Source organism: Arthrobacter sp. 10T413_2 (assembly GCF_056394205.1).
This window is the reverse complement of sequence record NZ_JBFTHK010000078.1, coordinates 1-19,935: the sequence shown is the minus strand read 5'-3', so window position 1 is coordinate 19,935 and position 19,935 is coordinate 1. Positions and strand designations below refer to the sequence as shown.

16 protein-coding genes are annotated in these 19,935 nt (G+C 67.7%); 3 read left to right on the top strand and 13 right to left on the bottom strand.

All coding sequences use genetic code 11. The annotated features are described in order from the left end of the window. Positions 1-1,362, top strand: a 1,362-nt coding sequence (locus AC1DBQ_RS13430) for an alpha/beta fold hydrolase (RefSeq protein ID WP_476928976.1), incomplete at its 5' end; no start/stop codon positions are given. Between the two features lie 12 nt (positions 1,363-1,374). On the opposite strand, the gene AC1DBQ_RS13425 is transcribed toward AC1DBQ_RS13430, so the two are convergent. From AC1DBQ_RS13425 to AC1DBQ_RS13415, 3 genes are all read right to left on the bottom strand, one after another. Next, positions 1,375-4,845 (bottom strand): choice-of-anchor D domain-containing protein, encoded by a 3,471-nt coding sequence (locus tag AC1DBQ_RS13425; protein ID WP_476928975.1) that lies wholly within the window; start codon positions 4,843-4,845, stop codon positions 1,375-1,377. Between the two features lie 531 nt (positions 4,846-5,376). Beyond that, the gene (locus AC1DBQ_RS13420) at positions 5,377-6,015 is read right to left on the bottom strand and encodes a hypothetical protein (protein WP_476928974.1); all 639 of its coding nucleotides are present in this window, start codon (positions 6,013-6,015) and stop codon (positions 5,377-5,379) included. 103 nt (positions 6,016-6,118) lie between these two features. Then, a complete protein-coding gene (locus tag AC1DBQ_RS13415) occupies positions 6,119-6,937 on the bottom strand; it encodes a nuclease-related domain-containing protein (protein ID WP_476928973.1) in 819 nt (272 codons plus the stop codon). Between the two features lie 169 nt (positions 6,938-7,106). Between AC1DBQ_RS13415 and AC1DBQ_RS13410 the strand changes: the two genes are divergently transcribed. After that, positions 7,107-7,802 (top strand): maleylpyruvate isomerase family mycothiol-dependent enzyme, encoded by a 696-nt coding sequence (locus AC1DBQ_RS13410; RefSeq protein WP_476928972.1) that lies wholly within the window; start codon positions 7,107-7,109, stop codon positions 7,800-7,802. 106 nt (positions 7,803-7,908) lie between these two features. After that, on the top strand, positions 7,909-8,937 hold the full coding sequence (locus AC1DBQ_RS13405; RefSeq protein ID WP_476928971.1) for a Gfo/Idh/MocA family protein: 1,029 nt from the start codon (positions 7,909-7,911) through the stop codon (positions 8,935-8,937). Between the two features lie 26 nt (positions 8,938-8,963). Here AC1DBQ_RS13405 and AC1DBQ_RS13400 read toward each other — a convergent pair whose 3' ends face one another. The 10 genes from AC1DBQ_RS13400 to AC1DBQ_RS13355 form a co-directional block, all read right to left on the bottom strand. Beyond that, a complete protein-coding gene (locus AC1DBQ_RS13400; RefSeq protein WP_476928970.1) occupies positions 8,964-9,473 on the bottom strand; it encodes a mycothiol transferase in 510 nt (169 codons plus the stop codon). Positions 9,474-9,547: 74 nt separating this feature from the next. Continuing rightward, positions 9,548-11,359, bottom strand: a complete 1,812-nt coding sequence (locus AC1DBQ_RS13395; protein WP_476928969.1) for an FAD-dependent oxidoreductase — start codon at positions 11,357-11,359, stop codon at positions 9,548-9,550. A 12-nt stretch (positions 11,360-11,371) separates the two neighbouring features. Further along, positions 11,372-12,211: an aldo/keto reductase gene (locus tag AC1DBQ_RS13390; RefSeq protein WP_476928968.1), complete on the bottom strand. Its 840-nt coding sequence runs from the start codon at positions 12,209-12,211 to the stop codon at positions 11,372-11,374. Then, entirely contained in the window at positions 12,208-13,119 is a 912-nt protein-coding gene (locus AC1DBQ_RS13385) for a sugar phosphate isomerase/epimerase family protein (RefSeq protein ID WP_476928967.1), read from the bottom strand. Before AC1DBQ_RS13385 ends, AC1DBQ_RS13390 begins: the two co-directional genes overlap by 4 nt. Further along, on the bottom strand, positions 13,116-15,227 hold the full coding sequence (locus AC1DBQ_RS13380) for an FAD-dependent oxidoreductase (protein ID WP_476928966.1): 2,112 nt from the start codon (positions 15,225-15,227) through the stop codon (positions 13,116-13,118). Before AC1DBQ_RS13380 ends, AC1DBQ_RS13385 begins: the two co-directional genes overlap by 4 nt. A 9-nt stretch (positions 15,228-15,236) precedes the next feature. Then, positions 15,237-16,361 carry a Gfo/Idh/MocA family protein gene (locus AC1DBQ_RS13375; RefSeq protein ID WP_476928965.1) on the bottom strand — a complete coding sequence of 375 codons (1,125 nt, stop codon included), beginning with the start codon at positions 16,359-16,361 and terminating at the stop codon, positions 15,237-15,239. A gap of 65 nt (positions 16,362-16,426) precedes the next feature. Beyond that, positions 16,427-17,182: an SDR family NAD(P)-dependent oxidoreductase gene (locus tag AC1DBQ_RS13370; RefSeq protein WP_476928964.1), complete on the bottom strand. Its 756-nt coding sequence runs from the start codon at positions 17,180-17,182 to the stop codon at positions 16,427-16,429. Beyond that, the gene (locus AC1DBQ_RS13365; RefSeq protein WP_476928963.1) at positions 17,179-18,090 is read right to left on the bottom strand and encodes a shikimate dehydrogenase; all 912 of its coding nucleotides are present in this window, start codon (positions 18,088-18,090) and stop codon (positions 17,179-17,181) included. Before AC1DBQ_RS13365 ends, AC1DBQ_RS13370 begins: the two co-directional genes overlap by 4 nt. Continuing rightward, a complete protein-coding gene (locus tag AC1DBQ_RS13360; RefSeq protein ID WP_476928962.1) occupies positions 18,087-19,478 on the bottom strand; it encodes an MFS transporter in 1,392 nt (463 codons plus the stop codon). The genes AC1DBQ_RS13365 and AC1DBQ_RS13360 overlap by 4 nt, the downstream gene beginning before the upstream one ends. Positions 19,479-19,650: 172 nt before the next feature. Next, on the bottom strand, positions 19,651-19,935 hold a 285-nt coding region (locus AC1DBQ_RS13355), incomplete at its 5' end, for a LysR substrate-binding domain-containing protein (protein WP_476928961.1).

Here is a 19,935-nt window from a genome sequence, read left to right as displayed (position 1 = left end):
GTGGTGACGGCCACCGGCCTGAATCTGCTGCTCTTCGGCGGCATGGCCCTCAGCGTCGACGGCGTCCCGGTCGACCCGGCAACAAAGGTCACCTATCAGGGCATGATGCTGGCCGACGTGCCGAACCTGGCCTTCGCGATCGGCTACACGAACGCGTCCTGGACCCTCAAAATCGATCTCGTGGTGCACTACGTGGCCCGGATCCTGCGCCACCTTGACCGGAGCGGTCACAGCACCGTTACGCCGGTGGCCCCGCCCGACGTCGGCGAACTCAGGCCGCTGATCGACCTTACCTCCGGCTACATCCGCCGCGGCATCGCCCAGATGCCGAAACAAGGCGCGCACGCGCCGTGGCGGCTGCACCAGAACTATCCCCGGGACGTCAGGATGTTCCGGCTCAGCCGGCTGCACGGCAACGGCTTGCTGTTCAGTGGACTTACTGTTCAGTCGACACGGCGCAGCGGCTCGTTCAAGGAAACCCCAGACGTTGGCGGCGTCGTGAGTGCGGACCCGGTGCTGGCGGCACCGCGGAGCATCGCCGTGGACGGCCGCCCGGTCTGCTACCGCGACACCGGTACCGGGTCTCCGGTCCTGTTGCTCCACGGCATCGGACGGAGCCTTGCGGACTGGGATGGGCAGCACAGGCTGCTGGGGTCCGGCCATCGGGTGATCAGCGTGGATCTCGCCGGGTTTGGCGGCTCGACGGCGTTGCGCGGACGGCACACGCTCGACGCCCTGGCCGCGTGGGTCTCCCGGTTCCTGGACGCCCTGGACGCCCTGGACGCGGAAGAGGAACTGGGTGCCGTCGACGTCGTCGGCAACTCGCTCGGCGGCGCCGTCGCGATGCGCTTGTCGGTGCTGCGCCCGGAGAAGGTGCGCCGCCTCGTGCTGATCAACAGCGCCGGATTCGGCGCGACCGTGACCCCGGCGCTGCGGCTGATCGCGGTACCCGTGCTCGGCCGGATGCTCCTGCGGCCCGCGCCGAAGGCCGCGTACCGGACGGAGCGGGCACTCTTTGTGAACCGTTCCTTCGTTTCCCAGGAGCGAATTGCCGCGAGCCTGGCCCGCGGTTCGCAGCGGGGCGCCATGCGGGCATTCCGCGAAGTGGCCTGCGATCTTGGCACGTTCCGGGGGATCCGGCCCAGGTGGCGGTCGCGCCTGATCGCCGAGGTCGCCGCAGCAGGGAAGCCCGTGCTGATCCTGTGGGGCGACTCCGATCTCATTCTGCCGGCCGGGCACTTGGACGAGGCACGCAGATTGTTGCCCGCGGCCCAAACGCATCTGTTCGAGCAGACAGGGCACATGCCGCACCTTGAACGGGCCCGGGAGACGGCCGGACTGATCCGGGAGTTCCTGCACTGACGCCGCGGAGCGCTAGCCGATCACTTTCTTGGTGGTCGAGTTCCAGGTAAGCCGTCCGTGTTCAAATTCCGACACCCGACCAGTGGAAATCAAATACTGGTCGCTGGTCGGATAGCCCAACCGGCTCGTCTCCCAGCCGAGGGATGCCCATTTGGCCCGGATCACACCCTGGACGTTGTGCGCCCCGGTCGCCGGCGACCAGTAGATCGACGAGCCGTTCGAACCGGAGAAGTTGTTGTACCGCCCCTTCTTGTCCGGGGTGCCCTTCTCGTCCGTGATCGGGTAGCCCAGCGCACCGGTCTCCCAGCCCAGGGCCGCCCACTTGGCCCGGATCGCACCCAGGACAAAGTGCGCCCCGGTGGCCGGCGACCAGAAGATCGAGTTTCCGCCGGCCCCGGAGAAGTGGTTGAAGCGCCCCGCGCCGTCCGCCGAGCCGGTCGTGTCCGTGGTCGGATAGCCCAGGCCCGTTTCCCAGCCCAGGGACGCCCACTTGGCCCGGATCGCACCTGTCACCGAGTGCGCCTTGGTCGTCGGCGTCCAGTAGATCGACGCCCCGCCCGCGCCCGAGAAGTGGTTGTACCGCCCCACCCCGTCGGGGGTGCCCTTCTCGTCCGTGATCGGATAGCCCAGCGCTCCCGTTTCGGCCCCCAGCGCCCTCCACTTGGCCCGGATCGCACCCAGGACATAGTGCGCCCCGGTTGTCGGCGACCAGTAGATCGAGGCGCCGCCCGAACCGGAGAAGTTGCTGTACTTCCCTGCTCCGTCCGGGGAAAGCTGCTCGTCGGTGGTCGGGAAGCCCAGGATGCCCGCCGCGCCGCCGGCGGCCTTGAACCGGCTGCTGATCTCGCCGACCACCGCGTGTGCGCCCGTCTTGGGCGACCAGCAGATCATCCCTCGCATATAGTCCTGGCATTTCCCTCCTCCGACGTCGTATTCCAGGGTCAGCGAGCGGCCGAGGATTGAACCCGGGCGTCCTGCGTTGGTCTTCCACGCGTAGGCCGCGATCGGGTCGTCGGTGCCGTTCCCGGTGAGCATCACCTTCAGCGCGCCCTGGCCGTCGTCGGCGGTGATCAGATAGTAGGTGTCCGTCGTCCCGGCTTGGCCGAAGACCGACGGCGTGAAGGTCACGCTCTGGTACGCGGATTCACCCGCGGGAATCTTCAGTCCTTCGGCAATGGGTGTGGTGGTCGAGAAGACTCCCTGCGGCGCCTTCGCTTTGGTGATGGTCATGGGCACGTTGCCGGTGTTCTGTATCTGGAACGCCCTGGTGGCCGAGGTCCCGACCGGGACGTCACCGAAGTCCAGCGAGCGCGGCATTTGCAGGTGCGCCGCTCCTTCGACGGCGGTCGCGGTTACCTTGACCGTCACCTTGCCGCGGTCACTGGCGACGACGAGCGAGTCGGTGACCGGAGTCGCCGTCGTGGGACTGAACATCATGGATACGGCCACCGACGCGAGGGGCTGGATCGTCTGTCCCACGACCGGCACCGTGGCCGGGTCGACGCTGAGCTGTGCGTTGACCGGCAGGGTGACGCCGGTGATCTTGACGACGGTTGTTCCGGTATTGACGATGTTGACCGTCTGCCGGCTGACCGTCTTGGTGGGTACGTCGGTGAACTGGACCAGGGCCGGGGTCGCGCCCAAGCCCTCCTTCGTGCCGACGCCGTGGACGCCGAGGAGGTCGGTCTCGCCGTCGGCGGTTTTGACGGTGAGCGTGCCATCGGCCTGTCCCGCGACCGTCGGCGAGAAGGTCACGGGAACCGTCATGCTGGCCCCTTTGGACAGCTTCCGGGGCAGCGTGAGCGTGGTGCCGACTTTGAAGGGGGCCCCGGCGGCGATGGAGTTGATCGTTACCGCCCGCGACGCCGTGACCGTCACGCTGCCGGTCGCCGAGGATCCAACCTTGACCTGGCCGAGGTCGGTGTCCTTCGCCCCGACCGCTGAAGTTGTCGGAGCGCCGAAGCCCAGGACGTGCCCGTCCCGGGTACCGACATACACACGGCCTTTGTCAGTGGCCACCGAGGAGAACTTGGCCGCCGTACCCAGAGGGGCACTGAACACTTCCTTGAGGTTCCCGGTGTTATCCGGGAGTGCACGGTAGGCGCGCAGTTCCGCGTCTGCCCCGGTGCCTCCGCTGACGTAGACCACCCAGACCAAGGCGGACGAGCCGTCCGTACCGGAGGACGTCACCACCGGGGAACCGGAACTGAACCCGAAGGTTCCGGCGGAGGTCCCCACGGCGGCGAGGCTGACGCCGCCGGTGGCGCCCGGCACGAGTTTGAAGGCCCGAAGATACCCGTTGCTCTCGACGACGTAGATGTATCCGCCGGTGCTGGTCCCGAGAAACGCGGGCTTTCCCCATACTCCGCTGTACGGGCCGGCTTTGTCGAGGACGGCGTCAGTTCCGCCCGGCCCTTGCGCCATGCCGCCCAGATTGTCGCGGTCCAGCAAGTACAACTGGCCGCCTTTGCCGATTTGCGCCATCAGATGCGGATGCGCCGCTGTGCCGTAGCCGTCCGGTATCCCGACCGGCGCACCAGACCCCAGATCGGCGTCGTTGCGGTTCAGTTTCGCGTTGTCGGCCGGGCTGAAGAAGTCGGTGGGCTTCAGGTTGCCGTCGGTGCCGACGCGGAGCCGGACCAGCGACTCCGCCAGGGTAGTTGGAGGCTTCGTGCCCGGGCCGGCCTTCGGCGAGATGCCGTTGCCGGTGGTGAGCAGGATCTGGCCGGGGCCGTCGGACACCAGTCCGCCGCCGGACTGCCAGATGCCGCCCTCCGCGTTGGCGTTTCCGGATTCGGTCGCCCACATCGTCGTCTGCCGCCCGGCCGTCGACACACCGACGACGTAGCCCACGAACGGGGTGTAGTCGCAGTGGCTGGCGAATCCGGCGTAGACCACGCCGTTCAGGAGCAGCAGCCCGGGCCGCTGCATCGCTGTCATGGGGTTGAACGGGCGGGTGGGGTCATTCGTTGGGGCGCCTTCGATGGTGACGGGAAATCCGGGCCGCTCCGCTCCTGTGACCACGTCGAGGGAATGCATGTACCAGTGCGGGAGCTGTTTGGTTGCGCCGTCGTTCGTCTTCGCCAGCAGGAAGACGCTCTTCGTCGCAGGGTCATAGACCGGCGTCGACGTGATTCCGATATTGGGGGTGAGGTCGCCACAACTGACGGTCGACGCCGGCCACGCCGGCCCGAGTTTGCGCGTCCATTTCTTCGCACCCGTGGCGCTATCCAGTCCGTAGACGGCATTGTTTTCCGTCGCGGCGATCACAGTACCGCCGACCACAAGGGGCTGGGCGTAGACCTGCCCGTCCACGGTCGCAGAGAACAGTTTGCCGAAGTTCGATGATGCGACCGCCGACGGCGAGAGCCCTGGCTCGTCTCTATCCCAGCCCGTCCGCAGCGAATCGGTGGAGATCGTCCCGACGTCCGCAGCGGCGATCTCGCTGCCAGTCAGCCCGGCCAGTGTGAGCGAGGCCGACACGAGGGCGGCCCATGCGTGTCGCGACCAAGGGCGGTGCACGGACGGCTTTGCCAGGAGCCTCGCCGCCCGTTCTTTCCGGGCATGTGGCGCCTCACCCCTTCGCCCACCACGCAGACGGCCGGCGGAATGGCCGGACAACACCGAAGGTACTGTTTGATCATGCATGGTTGAGACCCGTTTCTGACCACTACATTGACTTTATTAACCCAGTACTCAGGAGCCTAGAAGTCGGGCAGGAACGGCGCGCGAGTGATGCCTACTCGACTTCCACGGGGTGACTCTTGCTTTCCTGCGGGCGCTACTTGGCCGCCGTCCGGGCCCACCCGGCTGCTTACTTGCTTCCCTGCTGGGTGACGGCCGCGAAGTGGCGTGACGGGGCGATCGCCGAAGAGTGCATCCGGGCCTGAATCCTCGCCCATCGCAGGAAAGCCGCTACCTCAGTGGAAGCGGCTTTCGTCGTTTCATCATGCGCGCCGCCGATTCGGAAGTCAGAGCTTAAGTCCGCCGACTCGGGCCGTCAACGGCGGTCGTTCATTCGGGTGCGCTGAGGTTGACGATATGGGCGGCCACTGTCCATCCCGAGGCGGTATAGTCCGCCACCCGGTGCGGGGCGAGGACTGTGTAGAGGGTGTCCGCGCCGTGCACATAGGCCTCGTCCGCGAGTGCCGCCACAACGGCCGGCTCAAGACTTTTCGCGGATTCCGGCGTGAGGGTCTGCAGGCCGCCGATGACAGCCAGGCCCTCCTCGATCCTGATACGGCCGCCGGCGACAGGGTGGTCGAAAACGGATATTTCCACGACGTCGTACCGCTCCAGGGGTGCCTGGGCCAGCTCGGCGTTCTCGGGTAATACAGGAGCAGCGTTCATCTCACCCGTGGGGGCTGTGAGCAGCACCGCCTGGTCTACAGGTTCCAGGCCCCGGGCTGCGGCGTAGTCCAACGCGTCCCCGGACTCCGCGGTGACCAGCGTGAGGACCGCCCCCGGATGCTCGCGGACGGTCTCTGCGGCGCGGTCCGCGTCGGTTCCGGGCCAGGCGAAGATGTACTCCCGAGGGGCCGGGTCCGCGTCGGGTGCGGTGACGATTCCGGAGCCCTCCGGTGCCGAGGATTGTCCGCGGACGGCGGCCCAGGCGGCGGCCCAGAGCGGAAGGGTGTCCTGCCAGTCAGCCATGACGCGTTCTCCTTCAAATCTGTTAGGCCGAGGATACCCTCCTGATGTGAAGATGTCGCCGCGCGGGACTGCTGACGCAACCGGCCGCACTGGAGGGTCTCCCCTACCGGTTGGTCAAAGCGTGCATGATTGCGGCGCCCCACTGGCCGCCGCTCAGCATCAGGATGCCGACGGCCGGTACGCCGAGCGCCCACGCGAGCCGGCGACGTCGTGCCTGATCCACCAGATCCCTGAGGGCGGCGAAGTTCCGTTTGAGTTCATCAGGGTTGCCGCGCGCCGTCGCCTTCGTGTGCCAGGTCCGGGGCTGCACGGCCGCGGCGGCGATTCCGTGTACCTGTTCAGCGTTCAAGACGGCGTGGCGCCGTTGGAGAAAGCCCAGGAGCTGCCGTTCGCTCAGCACCATCACCTGGCGCGGCTTCTCCCTGACCGTGAGCCGCCGGGGTTCAACGATCACCACGATGCCGGTCACGTCGACTGCCGCGCCCGCTGCGGTGCTGAGGAGCTTCGAGGCCCGGGCGGCCTCGTGCGCGGCGTTATAGAGATGGCGTTGCTTCTTTCCTGACACCATCAGGGTCTGCCCTGCCACCCAGATCGATTGATCCGCATGGTTTTTGGTGTTGAGGGTGAAGACGCCGGCCGGACCCACAAGCACGTGATCGATATCCGACCAGCCTGAGCCGACCGGGACGGCATGCAGCACCAGCCATTCGGGCCCCAGCCCGGCCAGAATCCGTCCCACGGCAATCTCGCCCAGTGCACCTTTGTACCAGGGCCAGCTGGCGTCGTTCAACGGGCTGGCGCCGAATATCCTCCGGAGCCGCGAACGCGGCGGTACGAGCGCCTGGACTGCCAGGAGTTCTTCGATCACGGACTGCGCCGCAAATCGCTCGGTGAGCGGCGCAGACGCGGGGTCTGCGATCATGGCTGCGGCTGTGGTGTGGGGCGCATGCGAGGCAGCCTACGCGTCCAACGCCCACACCGTGAGGAGGGAACGTCGGCGCGCCGCAATCCTTGCGGGCATCGCGGATGACGCTCCGGTCCCAGGCAGCGCGCGTGGGGCCCTGGCCTGGGTGTCGCGTTAGGCTCATCCCATGCTCCCCGATCGCTACCTGGCCGAACTTGCCAGCTCTCTCGACCGCCTCAGCACGCTCGCCCGCCTGCCGGAGGACGTGCTGGCCCGCTCCGTTCCGGCCTGCGCCGGATGGACTCTCGAAGAACTTTTCGGGCATCTCGGTTCAATTGAGCGGTGGGCTGCCGCAGTGGTTCGTGAGGGCACGTTCGTTGAGGAACCGGACGCGCCTGTCGAAGGCGCGGCAGCCTGGTTCCTCGACGGCGTTGCACCCTTCTTCGAGACGCTCAGGGCCCTTGATCCAGAGACACGGTGCTGGAATTTTGGACCGCCGCCGCGCACAGCCGGGTTTTGGCTTCGGCGACAGGCGCACGAACACGCCATCCACCTCATCGACGCATGCCAGGCGCTGGGCCTGGAACTCCCTGCTCCCGGCGAGGACTTCATGCTCGACGGGATCGACGAGGTCCTGACAATGTTCACGCCGCGCCAGCTTCGACTGGAGCGGATGCCGCCCCCGGACAAGGCCGTAACCTTCCACGTGCCCGGGGCCGCAAGCTGGACCCTGGGCCCGGGTCCCGCCGTGGCGTCAATCACGGCGCCGGCGGTTGGGATGTACCTCGGCCTCTGGGGCCGATCCAAGCTCGAGGATACTGCCATCATCGAAGGTGACGCCCCCGTTGCCCTTCGCGTTCTTCGGGGCCCGCTTACGCCGTGAGACCCGGAATTCGGGCTTAGGATACGAACACGTCGCGGGAACTTGCGGACGCTCCCGGATCCGCCCGACACTTTCGTGACAATCCGCTTGAAGGGAACCGAAACGCATGTCAGAAGTCGCCGCATTCGCTACGGCCGATGCTTCCACACCCGTTGTCAGGTGGGGAATTCTCGGTACGGGATTCATCGCCGGGCTGCAAACCTCGGACCTGATCGGCAGCGGCTCGTCGGTCCACGCTGTGGGTTCCCGGAACCTGGCCTCGGCGGCGGAGTTCGCGGACCGGTTTCACATCCCTTCGTCCCACGGAAGCTATGAAGACCTTGTGACTGACCCGGACGTGGATGTTGTCTACATTTCGACACCGCATCCGTTCCACTACGAGAATGCGCTGCTGGCGCTTGACGCCGGTAAACACGTCTTGATTGAAAAGCCCTTCGCCATGAACGCCTGGCAGGCCGGGGAGATTGTGGCGCTCGCCGAGTCGAAGGGACTGGTCGCACTTGAAGCCATGTGGACCCGCTATCTTCCGCACATGGTCCGTATCCGTGAACTGATTCGATCCGGTGCGCTGGGCGAGGTCCGGACAGTGATCGCGGACCACAATCAGAATCTGCCCAAGGACCCGTCGCACCGCGTCAACGACCCGGCGCTGGGCGGCGGAGCGCTCCTGGACCTGGGCATCTACCCCGTGTCCTTCGCTTTCGACGTCTTCGGAGCGCCGGCAACCATCCGGGCAGCAGCCAGCATGACTCAAACCGGTGTTGACCGGCAGACCGCGATGATCTTCCAATACGGGGACGGGCAGCAGGCCGTGCTGCATTGTGCGCTGGACACAGCAGGGCCGAACCAGGCCTCGATTATCGGAACCGAAGGCAGAATCGAGATCCAGTCGGTCTGGTATGAGCCCTCAGCCTTCACGAGATACGACGCCGACGGGAACGTCGTCGAGCGATTCGATGTGCCCGTCACCGGCCGCGGCATGCAGTACCAGGCGCGGGAAATGGAGCGGCTCATCGGAGCGCACGCCATCGCCAACGACGTCCTGCCGCCCCGGCAGAGCATCCAGGTCATGGAGGCCATGGACGACGTCAGGCGCCAGATCGGCCTCGCATACGACAGCGACGAGAAAGCCTAGCCCGCGTCGGCAACGTCTTTGCCTCCCTAACCATGCACGGGATTCAAACCCTTGGCATATGCCGCCTGCCCCACGTGCTGGAGGCAGTCGGCAATCGTGCTGACCAGCCGCACCCCAAGCGTGACGGGCGGGTCCCATCGCGTATCGACGATACGGTCGAAGTCCTCGTCGCCGAGGGCCGTCAGGAACCCCACAGTCTGCCGGTGAACGGCGTCGTAGTAGTCGAACAACAGCTCCCGTGAAACCCGCACCGCGTCGACCTGGCTGCTCGAATGGCCGTAGCCGGTGTCGCGTTTGGGCAGCGGAAGGTCGAATCTGCCGGCGAACCCCTGCGAAGTCCAGACCTGGTCCAGGCCTGCGGCGGAGGCGAGCTGCGCGTCTTCGACCCTGCTGAGGTGCCAGATCAGCCATACCATCGAATTTCCGTTACCCGCCGGCCGGCGCACCAGAGTTTCGTCGTCGACTCCCTCCAGCGCGGCGGCCACGGTCTCATGGATGCGGCCGAAGGCGTCCAGCAGCAGTTCGTTGGATTTCATGGAGTCCCCTCACGGTGCATCATCGCTGAATCCCCATGCTTGCACGGAAGCCGCAGCGGTGGGTAGGGCCGGCCCTACACGGACGCCGCCACTGGTCCCGCGGGCTCCTCATCCCCCGCGGTTTGTTCAGGGGCCAGGCTGCTGTCGTCTTCGTAGTGTGTCGCGTTGGCGAGGTCGCGGCCTGCGATGTAGCCGAACGTCAGGGCCGGTCCGAGGTTGATGCCGCCGGCCGGGTAGTGGCCGCCCATGACGGATGCCTGGTCGTTTCCGGCGACGTAGAGGCCTGCAATGGGCCTCCCGGCGGTGTCCAGTACCCGGGCGCGCGAGTCGGCGGCGAGACCCGCGAAAGTACCGAAGGATCCCGGCACGATCTTGACCGCGTAGAACGGCCCCTTTTCGAGCGGGCGCAGCGACGGGTTGGGCGTGTTCTTCGGGTCCCCGCCGTAGCGGTTGAATTCGCTGGCCCCCCGGTCGAAGTCGGGGTCGACGCCCTTGCGGGCGTTCTTGTTGAAGTCTGCGACAGTCTTGGCGAGGCTTGCCGGGGCGATGCCGCAGGCAACGGCGAGTTCCTCGATGGTCCGGCCTTTCTTCAGGTAACCGGAGCGCAGGTAGGGGAAAAGCGGCACGGGAAGCGGCTTGGCCATGCCCAGCGGGAACTTGCGCACGAACGCGGCGTCGGCGATCTGCCAGGCCTCGACGGGTTCGCCGGGCGGGGTCGCGTTGAGCATTCCCTCGACGTAGTCGTAGTAGCCGTTGGCCTCGTTCACGAACCTGCGCCCGTCCGCGCGCACGCCGATGCTGCCGGGTTTGGCGCGGTCCATGATGTGCGGAAACGTCCCGGTGCGTCCGCTGCGGTACGGGACCAGGGAGACCGGGCACCAGGCGGCCGGGGACTTCATGTCGGTGTCGAACCGGGCGCCCACAGCCTGGGCCATGGTGATGCCGTCGCCCGTGGTCTCCTTCGGCGCCAGCGTCCAGTGCTCGCGCCCGGTGGGGGTCTTCGGGAACAGTGCGGCGCGCCGGGCGACGTCGTTCGGGAAACCGCCGGCGGCCAGCACGACGCCGCGCGCGGCGTTGATCTGCAGCTCGCCTTCCGGTGAGCTCACCACAGCTCCGGTCACTGTGCCGGCAGCATCCGTGATCAGGCGTTTCGCGGGGGTGGAGACGCGGATGTCCACGCCGAGGTCGTCGGCGGATTTCATGAGCCGGCCGGTGAGCGCGGTGCCGTTGACCAGCTGCATGTTGCGCCGGTGGGTCAGGAGATCCAGCAGGTGCAGGCCCACCCGCCATCCGGCGTGGAAGAGTCCCTGGACGTTGCCCTGGGAGGCGGAGAGGAACTTGGTGAGGTCCGGGCCGGCCATGATGCCCATGCCCAAGAAGGAGGTCTCGTAGAGCTGGTGGCGCATCTTGGCGCGCAGCTCGGGCCTGATCCGCCGGGCGTTGAACGGCTTGGGCCCTACCGAGCGGTGCCCGGTGCCGGCACCGGGCGTGCTGCCGTAGATGTCCTTGATTTTGGCACCGGGGACAAACTGCAGGCTGGTCTTGTCGTGGAAGAAGCCGACCATGTGCGGGACTGCCTCAAGGAACGCGTCCACCTTGTCGTCGCGGTAGTTCCCGCCCAGCCGGTGGCGCAGGTAGGTGCGGAAGAGTTCGCGGTCCTCGTTGACGCCGTCGGCCTTGGCCAGTGGGTTCCCCGGGGTCCAAGCCCAGCCGCCGGACCATGAGGTGGCGCCGCCGCAGACGTCGGCCTTTTCAACGACGATGACTTTCAGCCCGTGGTAGGCGGCCGTGACCGCGGCGGACAAGCCGCCGGCTCCGGAGCCAACCACCAGGACATCACAGTCCAGGCTGGTACGGTCACGATCGGTGTCGAGGGATGCAGGCATGGTGTTTCTCTTTCAGTGGAAGAAGGTGTCGGAGTCCAGGCGCGGGGGCGCACCGGTGTCGAGTGCGTCGATCGCATCGAGCTGCTCATGGCTCAGGGCGAAGGTGAAGACGTCGAGGTTTTCGCGCTGACGGTCAAGGCTTGCGGACTTGGGCACGGCCACCCGGCCGTGTTGAACGTGCCAGCGCAGCACGATCTGCGCGGGGCTCTTGCCCAGGTCCCGGGCCGGGCCGGTCACGGCAGGGTGGCTGAGGAAGGCGCCGTTGCGGCCGAGCGGGCTGTAGGCGGCGGTCAGTATGCCGTGGTCCCGGTGGTAGGCAAGCTGCCCCGGCTGACCGTGTTCGGGGTCGATCTGCACTTGGTTCACCGGAACCTGCAGCCCGGCGTCGTGAACGAGCCGGAGGTGGGCCGGTTTGAAGTTGGACACGCCCCAGGCCCGGATGGAGCCCTCGTCCACCAGGCGTTGAAGTCCTTCGCAGGCCTCCACGAACCGACCTTGCGCCGGGTTGGGCCAGTGCACCAGGAAAAGGTCCAGATAGTCGGTCCGGAGGCGCTTCACGGCGTGGCCGAAGGCCTCGCGCACGCCGTCCCGGCTATGCCATTCGGTGTTGAACTTGGTGGTGAGGAAAAGCCGGCTGCGCTCGGTCCCGCTGCGCCGGATCCCCTCCCCCACGGCGGCCTCATTGGCGTAGTTCTCGGCCGTGTCGATGTGCCGGTAGCCGCTCCCGATCGCCTGGGCCACGGCCGCCGCGGCATCCTCGCCCGTCAGGGGCCAGGTTCCCAGCCCGATGAGCGGGATGCGGATGCCGGGGGCCAGTTCCGCCGTCGTGGTGTCGTCCCTGGTTCCAGTCATCGTGGCCCCGCCCCCTGGAGCATTTCCGAGTCCCGTAGCGTGCCGGCGGCCGCCAGCACCGCATCGACGCCGGATTTGAGCCGGCGCGCCCAGCCAAGTTCGCCGAGTTCGGCCACGCGGCGGTCCGACGGCGTCTCCGCACTCAGCGGGAGGGACTCCGGGAGGGCGGCCACGGCGGCGGCGAGGTCGAAGTCGCCCTCGCCGGGCACCTCGCGTTCCGAGCGGGATTCGGTGACGAGATCCTCGCGGGTGGCCGGCCGCCGGGCCGGCCCGTCGCACAGCTGCAGCAATGGCACCAGGTCTGCGTTGGCGCGCAACTGCTCCCATTGCGCGGCTTCCCCGCTGCCCCGGCCGTCCCCGGCGTTGACCGAGTTGACAGAGTTGAAGCCGTTGAACCGGTTGAAGTGCAGGGTGTCTACCACGATCCTGCAGCCGGCCTGCCGGGCGATGTCCGCGGCCTGGGCGATCGAGGCCACGGGCTGGTAGGAGATCGCCTCAAGGGTCGGGGTGATTCCAAAACCGCGGCCGTCCTCGGTCATCCGGGCCAGCGTGCGGACCAGCCGGGCACTGTCCGGATCGGCTCCCGCGACGGTCAGGGATTCCGCCCCCAAGGCCTGCCCGGCTTCCATCATCCGCAGCCAGGCGTCCCGCTGGTCAGTGCCGTCAAGCAGCAGGAATTCGATGTCACGGACACTCACACCGGTGTCCCGCATCCGGGCCAGGGTTTCCCGCAACATCGGCGAGCCGGGCTGGAGGTCGTAGGGCCGTTCGGCGGCAGTCACGGGACGGACCCGGGCTCCGATGAAGTCGAAGCCGGCTGCGGCCGCGATGCCGAGCAGTTGCGGCGGGGCAGTGTTCAGGAGGGACAGTTGGGCGAGCCCCAATGGTCGCCGGGTGCCGTGGGTCATGATGCTGCTCCGTTCAGGCTCATCGTCTTGTTCTCAGTGCTGCTCTCAGGGGTGCTCTCAGTGGTGCCGGGTGTCAGGAGGGCGGCGATGCGCTGGGCTGCGTCGTACCCGCTTTTAACGGCGTTGGAGGCGATCGCCGGCGTCTGGTCTACGACGGTGCCGGCCAGGGTCACCGGCACTCCGGCGGTGGCGCTCAGGTGCGCGTCCCGGACGTCGGCCGGGACCGAGCCGTCCAGCGGCACCACGGAGCGTGAGACCAGGAGGAGCCCCGGTGCGGCCAGCCATTCGCCTCCGGCCGGAAGGCCCGGTCCGCTGATCCGGACCCGGGCGCCGTCGTACTCCTCAATGGCCGCGCCCAGGCGGATCCGCACCCGGGGGTTGGCGGTCAGCCGGGGCACGGCCAGGATCTTGGCGCGGCGGCCCGATTCCGGGGCGATGACTTCCTGCGGGCCCACCAGGAGCACCGCAGTCCCGCGGTCGGCAAGAGTGTCCGCAACGCTCATGGCGACGGAATCGGCGCCCCACATGGTCACGGCTTCCGGAACGGCGGCGCTGCCGTCGAGGATGTCCGGGTGGGCGGCGAGCCACGCCCTCACGTCCATGACGTTCGGGGTATCGTCACCCGGGAACCCGGCGGCCGGCCGTAGCCCGCCGGTGGCGATCACGACGGCGTCTGCCCCGGTGTCACGCACCAGCTCGCCGAGGGCGTCGGTGTCCACGCGCGTGCCCGGACGGACGTCGATGCCGAGCCGGGCGTTCTCCTCCGCGGACCATTCGGCGAAGCGGTGGAAGTCCGGCGTGGATTTCATGCGTTCGGCCAGGGCGAACTGACCGCCGGGGCGGGCGGCGGCGTCGAGCACGGTCACGTGAGCGCCGGCTTCGGCGAGCTCGCGGGCGGCGGTCAGGCCGGCGGGCCCGGCACCGACCACCACAACGCGGGAGCCGTCGCGGACGGCGGGGGTGGGGACGGGGACGCGGGAACGGCCCACGGCCGGGTTGACCGTGCAGGTCACCTGGCCCAGTCCGAGGTTGTCGATGCAGACGTTGCAGGCAATGCAGGGCCGGTAACGCTCGCCGCGCAGGACGCCTCCCACGAAGGCGGGGTCTGCGTGGATGGCGCGGGCCAGGCTAACGAAGTCGCAGGTCCCCTCGCGGAGGACCTCCTCGATGATCTCCGGCGAGTTCAGCCGGCCGGCCATGCCAAGCGGCAGCCCGAACTGGCGGTACGCCTTGGCGTAGTCGGCCAGGATGCCCGGCTTCCATTCGCCGGACTGCACGATCCATTCGCCGGCTTCGTAGCTGCCGGCCGAGATGTCCAGGAAGTCCAGGTGCTCCAGGTGGGCCCTGGCGATGATCCCGAGCTGCTGTTCGGCGCTGATTCCCTCGGCAGGACCCTCCACGACCGAGACGCGCAGGCCCACGATCGTGTCCGGGACAGCTGCCCGCACGGCGTCGATGACCAGGTTCATGAAGCGTTCGGGGGCGGCGAACTCGTCGGTGCGGTGGTTGGAAATCGGCGACATGAACTGGTGGATCAGGTAGCCGTGGGCTCCGTGGATGTTGATGACGTCGAAGCCTGCCTGCACGGCCCGGCGGGCGCCCTGGGCGTAGGCATCCACGAGCTCATAGCACTCGGCGGCGGTGAGTTCCCGGGGAACCTCCCCGCCCGCCGTCGCGCACGGGACCGGCGACGGTGCCAGGTTCTTGAACCCGGAGACGGCGGCCTGCGCGGTGCGACCTCCGTGGTTGAGTTCAACGGCGGCGAGCGCACCTTCGGCGTGCAGGGCGTCGGTGAGCCGGCGCAGTCCGGGAATCATGGCATCCGTGTGCAGGCCCAGCTGGTGGGTGCGGCCCTTGCCGTCGGCGCGGACGAAGGTGGCTTCCGTGGTGACCAGGCCGAGGCCGGCCTTGGCCCGGGTGACGAGGTAGTCAATGTACTGCTCTGTGATGGCGCCCTCGGTGGTGCCGTAGTTGCGCTCCATCGGGGCGGAGGCGAGGCGGTTGCGGAGGGTTTTCGGGGTGCGGCCGTTGCGGCCCAGCGACAGGGGCTGTGCGCTCAGGGGCTGTGCGCTCAGGGTTTGGTCGGCGCGGCGGGGGTTGTGTTCCATGACTGTTCCTTAGCCGGCGACAGGCGCCGGTGTTTGCTTGGTGGACGGTAGATCGGCGAAGCGCACTGGTTGCCCGGACCGTGAGGACTCGTAGACGGCGAGGAGGATCCGCAGTGCTTTGGTGGCGTCGTGGCCGGTGATGGCGGGGTCCGTGCCGTCGCGGAGGGCCTGGACGAAGTCACGGACCTGCGTGGTGTGGTGCGGGATCAGTTGGCCGTTGATGGTGGCCAGGTCCACGTTCGGGTGGACGCCTTCCGGGTGGGCGGGCTCCGCGCTGATCGTCGCCGCCACGGCCCACAGGTCCACGCGGCCGTCGCTGCCTTCCGGAAATTCGGTGAGGGAGGCGGAGGCGCCCGTCTCCCCCGTGACGCGCAGCTGCACGCCCAGGCTCGGGGACACCGCCGTCGAGGCTTCCAGGGTGGCCATGGCCCCGGAGGTGAAGGTGATGACGGCGGCTGCCGAGTCTTCCACCTCGATGTGGTCGCCGTGCTTGTAGGTGTTGATCCTGCCGTAGACCTCGGCGACATCGCCCATGAACCACTGGAGGAGATCGATGTAGTGGATGGCCTGGGTCATGAGGACTCCGCCGCCGTCGTTGGCCCAGGTCCCCCGCCAGGCGTCCCGGGAGTAGTACTCGGGGTCACGCTGCAGCATCACCGAGCACTGGCCCATGATGGGCCGGCCCAGCGTGCCGTCGTCGATCGCGGCGCGGATGCGCTGCGCCGCCGGCCAGAAGCGGCGCTGGAACAGGACGCCCAGCCTCACTCCCGCGGCATCGCAGGCCGCCACCATGCGCTCCGCGGAGGCCAGTTCGATGGCGATCGGCTTCTCGCAGAGCACGTGGACCCCGGCGGCGGCTGCCTGCAGCACGACGTCCTCGTGGGTGGGGTGTGGCGTGCAGACGGACACGAGGTCCAGGTCCAGGTCCAGCAGCTCGCCCACGGTGGCGACTGCCGCCGGAACACCCCATGCGGCGGCGGTGGCCTGCGCCCGGTCCAGGTCGACGTCACACACGCCCGCGATCTGCACGTTGTCGAGGGCACGGAAGGCCGCCAGGTGGTTGCGGGAAATGGCGCCGCAGCCGGCTATTCCAACGCGGAGGGTGCGGGGGGCCGGGGATGCTGAGGAAGTCATCGGAAGAGCCGTCTTTCTGATCCGGGGATCGTGGAGAAATGTGGTGGGCTAAGGTGCTAGCGCCGCTAGTACGTGGCGCGGCCCCCGGAGAGGTCGAACACGACTCCGGTGGTGTAGGAGGCCGCGGGCGAGACGATGAATTCGATGAGTGCAGCGGCTTCGGCGGGTGTGCCGAAACGGCCCATGGGGATCTTGGCGGCCTGTGCCGCCTGCTGTTCCGCCGGGACTTCCTGGAACAGCGGTGTCATGACGTTGCCGGGGGCCAGGGCATTGACGGTGACGCCGGTGAGTGCAAATTCCTTGGCCAGTGACTTCACGAGGCCCAGGATCCCGGCCTTGCTGGCGGAGTAGGCGGGCATGTTGATCACGCCCTCCTTGCCCGCCGTCGACGAAAGGTGCAGGAGCCGCCCGTAGCCCGCCGCCGCCATGGCGGGCAGGACCGCCTGGGAGACGATGAAGGCCCCCGTGAGGTTGACCGTCAGGATCCGTTCGAATTCTTCGACCGTAGTACCCAGTGCTGAGGCCACCGGCCCCAGGATGCCCGCGCAGTTCACGACCGCGTCGAGGCCGCCCATGGCCTGTACGGCCGAGGCAACGGCGGCACGAACGGACTCCGGGTCCGTCACGTCCATCGGAAGTGATTCGGGGTCTTCGCCGGGCCAGCGGGCGGACGGGAGATCCGCCCCGATGACGACGGCGCCCGACGCCCTGAGACGTTCCGCCGTCGCCAGCCCGATGCCGCTCGCTGCGCCGATGACCAGGCAGCGTGACTCGGCGATGGTGCCGGGTGTTGCGGTGCCGGGTGCCACGTCTGAAGTCATGAGTGGGCCTCGGCCCGGAAGCCGGCCAGCATGCGTTCGGCGTCGGGCCGGATGCCGGTGAAGAGCTCGAAGGCGGCGACGGCCTGCCCGACCACCATGCGTCCGCCGTCGAGCACCGCGCAGCCGCGGTCCCGGGCGGCCGCGATCAGTTCAGTTTCGAGGGGCCGGTAGATGACGTCCGCGACCCAGAGTCCGGAATGGAGAAGTTCGGGATCCACCGGCAGGCCCGGATGGCCGCTCATGCCGATCGGCGTCGTGTTCACGAGCCCGTCGGCTGTCCGGATGCTCGGGCCAACGGAGTCGGTGCGGGTAACGGACACCTCGCTGTCCGGAAAGTGCGGGGCGAGCCGTGCGGCGAGGCCCTCGGCCCTGGCCGGTTCGATGTCGGCGATCACCAGCTGCCGGGTGCCGGCGCGGAGGAGTCCATAGGCGACCGCTGCTCCCGCTCCGCCGGCGCCGATCTGGACCACCAGGTTGGTCGCGGCGGCGGGGAGGCCGGCCCGGAAGCCGCCGATGAAGCCGAGGTGGTCCGTGTTGTGGCCGACTGCTTTTCCACCGTGGAAGGTGATCGTGTTCACGGCGCCCAGGATGCGGGCGTCGGGCGAAAGATCATCCAGGCCGTCCTGGACCAGCTGCTTGCTGGGGTGGGTGACGTTGAGTCCGTCGTAGCCGAAGTCGGCTGCGCTGCGGACCAGGGCGGCGGACCGCTCGGCGGGCTGGCCGACGGTGTCGAGGTCGATCACCCGGTAGGTGTAGGACAGGCCGAGGTGGTCGGCTTCGGCCTCGTGGAGGCGGGGCGTCAACGATCCGCCGATGCCGGCGCCCAGCAGGCCGACGACGTGCCGGTGGGCCGGATCGGCAGCCCGGGGCTCAAACGCCCACGTGCTCTCCAGCGTCTGCAGGCTCATGCCCGCGCCTTTTCTGTCAGGGCTGCTTCTGCCACGACGGCTTCCGCCATGGCTGCCGACGGCGCCTGGAGCGGCTTGTGCGATTTTTTCAGACCCAGGAGTGCGGTGGGGGTCCGGTACGTCTCGGGACCGGTGAGGGTTGCGATCGCGGAGATGAGGCAGGCCACGGCGGCAAAGGTGGCCACGGGGATCCAGTTGGCTTTGTTGCCGCCGATCAGAAGTTCGGAGATCGCGGGAGCGAACCCGGCCAGGAGGAGGCCGAACATGAGGCTGATGGCCATGCCCGAGTACCGGACCTTGACCGGGAACTGCTCCGGGAAGTAGGCGGGGTAAATGGCATTCGCGCCGGTGTAGGCAACACCGATGAGCAGGATTCCGGTCAGGAAGATCAGCGGAACGTTCGCTGCGGACAGGGCTGAGAAGAACACGTAGATCATCCCGATCTGCAGGACGAGCCCGGTGAGGAAGACCGGCTTGCGGCCGATGCGGTCCGAGAGAAGTCCGGCCAGGGGTCCCATGGCGACTGCGGCGACGTTGGCCACGGCGATCACCACGAGCATGAGGCCCTTGTCGATTCCCACCACCGATGTGGCGTAGGAGAGCGCGAAGACGTTGATGATCGTATTGATGATGGTGAACAGTGACATGGCAGTGATGCGGAGCACGGTGGCCCAGTGGTAGCGGAAGAGGGTGACCAGGGGTACCTTGACCACTTCGTCGTTCTCTTTCACTTCTTCAAAGACCGGAGGCTCTTCGAGGAGACGCCGCAGCACGAAGGCGATGACGGTCACGATGGCGCTCGCGAGGAACGGGATACGCCAGCCCCATGCCAGGAGCTGCTCTTCCGGCATGGACGCCACGGGAATGAAGACCAGGGTGGAGAGCACGATGCCGAACATGATGCCGCTCATCGTCCAGCTCGTGTAGAAAGCGCGCTTCGCGTCGGGGGCGTGCTCGAGGGTGAGCGAGCTCGATCCGGGCGACTCGCCGCCGGCGGACAGCCCCTGAAGCAGCCGAAGGGCCACGATCAGGACGGGTGCGGCCATGCCGATCTGGCTGTAGGTGGGAAGGCAGCCGATCAGGAACGTTGAGGTGCCCATGAGGAGCAGGGTGAAGAGCAGCACGCGCTTCCGCCCGAACTTGTCGCCGAGGTGTCCGCAGATCACGGCCCCGAGCGGGCGGGCGACGTAGGCGACGCCGACCGTTGCGAAGGACAGCAGCATCGACGACGGGCCGGGGGCGAAAAACAGCTTCCCGAAGATCAGCGCTGCCGCTGAGCCGAAGATGAAAAAGTCATAATACTCCAGAGCGCTTCCGACAAACCCTGAGACCGCCGCGATTTTGGCGTTGTTCCGAGGACGTGCTGACGCCGATGTCGACATTGACATGGTGTTCCCTTCGTGTGACCGGGAACCGGAGCTCCGCTGCCTCCTCAAGTGGGCGACAATGCGGATCGGTTCCGCCGCTGTGTGCGGCTCATCCACAAGTGTGATGCGTCGCACTGTGTAAGTCCACGACAGAAATGGTCTATCACTAAGTGGACTTTGGTCTCAATTGCGGTCAGTCGAGCGGGTCCGGGAAGATCTCTTCGACGACGGCGAGGACTGCCGCCAGAACGGCGGAGTCGTTTTCGGAGGACCACGCGATGGCGTGGTTCATGTAGTGCTGCGGGTCCTCCAGGGCCACGTACGTGGCGCCCGACGGGATGATGTTCGCTATTCCGCTGCTCATCAGCGTGACGCCGACGCCGGCGGCGACGAACGTCAGGACCATATACGGATCCGACAGCTCCTGGACGACGCGCGGCCGGAACCCCGCCGCCATGCATGACGCCAGCAGCACCTC

Bases quoted from the DNA above. Each gene is read 5' to 3' on its own strand.
- AC1DBQ_RS13420 (WP_476928974.1), bottom strand. From the start codon at position 6,015: ATGGCTGACTGGCAGGACACCCTTCCGCTCTGGGCCGCCGCCTGGGCC.
- AC1DBQ_RS13415 (WP_476928973.1), bottom strand. From the start codon at position 6,937: ATGATCGCAGACCCCGCGTCTGCGCCGCTCACCGAGCGATTTGCGGCG.
- AC1DBQ_RS13410 (WP_476928972.1), top strand. From the start codon at position 7,107: ATGCTCCCCGATCGCTACCTGGCCGAACTTGCCAGCTCTCTCGACCGC.
- AC1DBQ_RS13405 (WP_476928971.1), top strand. From the start codon at position 7,909: ATGTCAGAAGTCGCCGCATTCGCTACGGCCGATGCTTCCACACCCGTT.
- AC1DBQ_RS13400 (WP_476928970.1), bottom strand. From the start codon at position 9,473: ATGAAATCCAACGAACTGCTGCTGGACGCCTTCGGCCGCATCCATGAG.
- AC1DBQ_RS13395 (WP_476928969.1), bottom strand. From the start codon at position 11,359: ATGCCTGCATCCCTCGACACCGATCGTGACCGTACCAGCCTGGACTGT.
- AC1DBQ_RS13390 (WP_476928968.1), bottom strand. From the start codon at position 12,211: ATGACTGGAACCAGGGACGACACCACGACGGCGGAACTGGCCCCCGGC.
- AC1DBQ_RS13385 (WP_476928967.1), bottom strand. From the start codon at position 13,119: ATGACCCACGGCACCCGGCGACCATTGGGGCTCGCCCAACTGTCCCTC.
- AC1DBQ_RS13380 (WP_476928966.1), bottom strand. From the start codon at position 15,227: ATGGAACACAACCCCCGCCGCGCCGACCAAACCCTGAGCGCACAGCCC.
- AC1DBQ_RS13375 (WP_476928965.1), bottom strand. From the start codon at position 16,361: ATGACTTCCTCAGCATCCCCGGCCCCCCGCACCCTCCGCGTTGGAATA.
- AC1DBQ_RS13370 (WP_476928964.1), bottom strand. From the start codon at position 17,182: ATGACTTCAGACGTGGCACCCGGCACCGCAACACCCGGCACCATCGCC.
- AC1DBQ_RS13365 (WP_476928963.1), bottom strand. From the start codon at position 18,090: ATGAGCCTGCAGACGCTGGAGAGCACGTGGGCGTTTGAGCCCCGGGCT.
- AC1DBQ_RS13360 (WP_476928962.1), bottom strand. From the start codon at position 19,478: ATGTCAATGTCGACATCGGCGTCAGCACGTCCTCGGAACAACGCCAAA.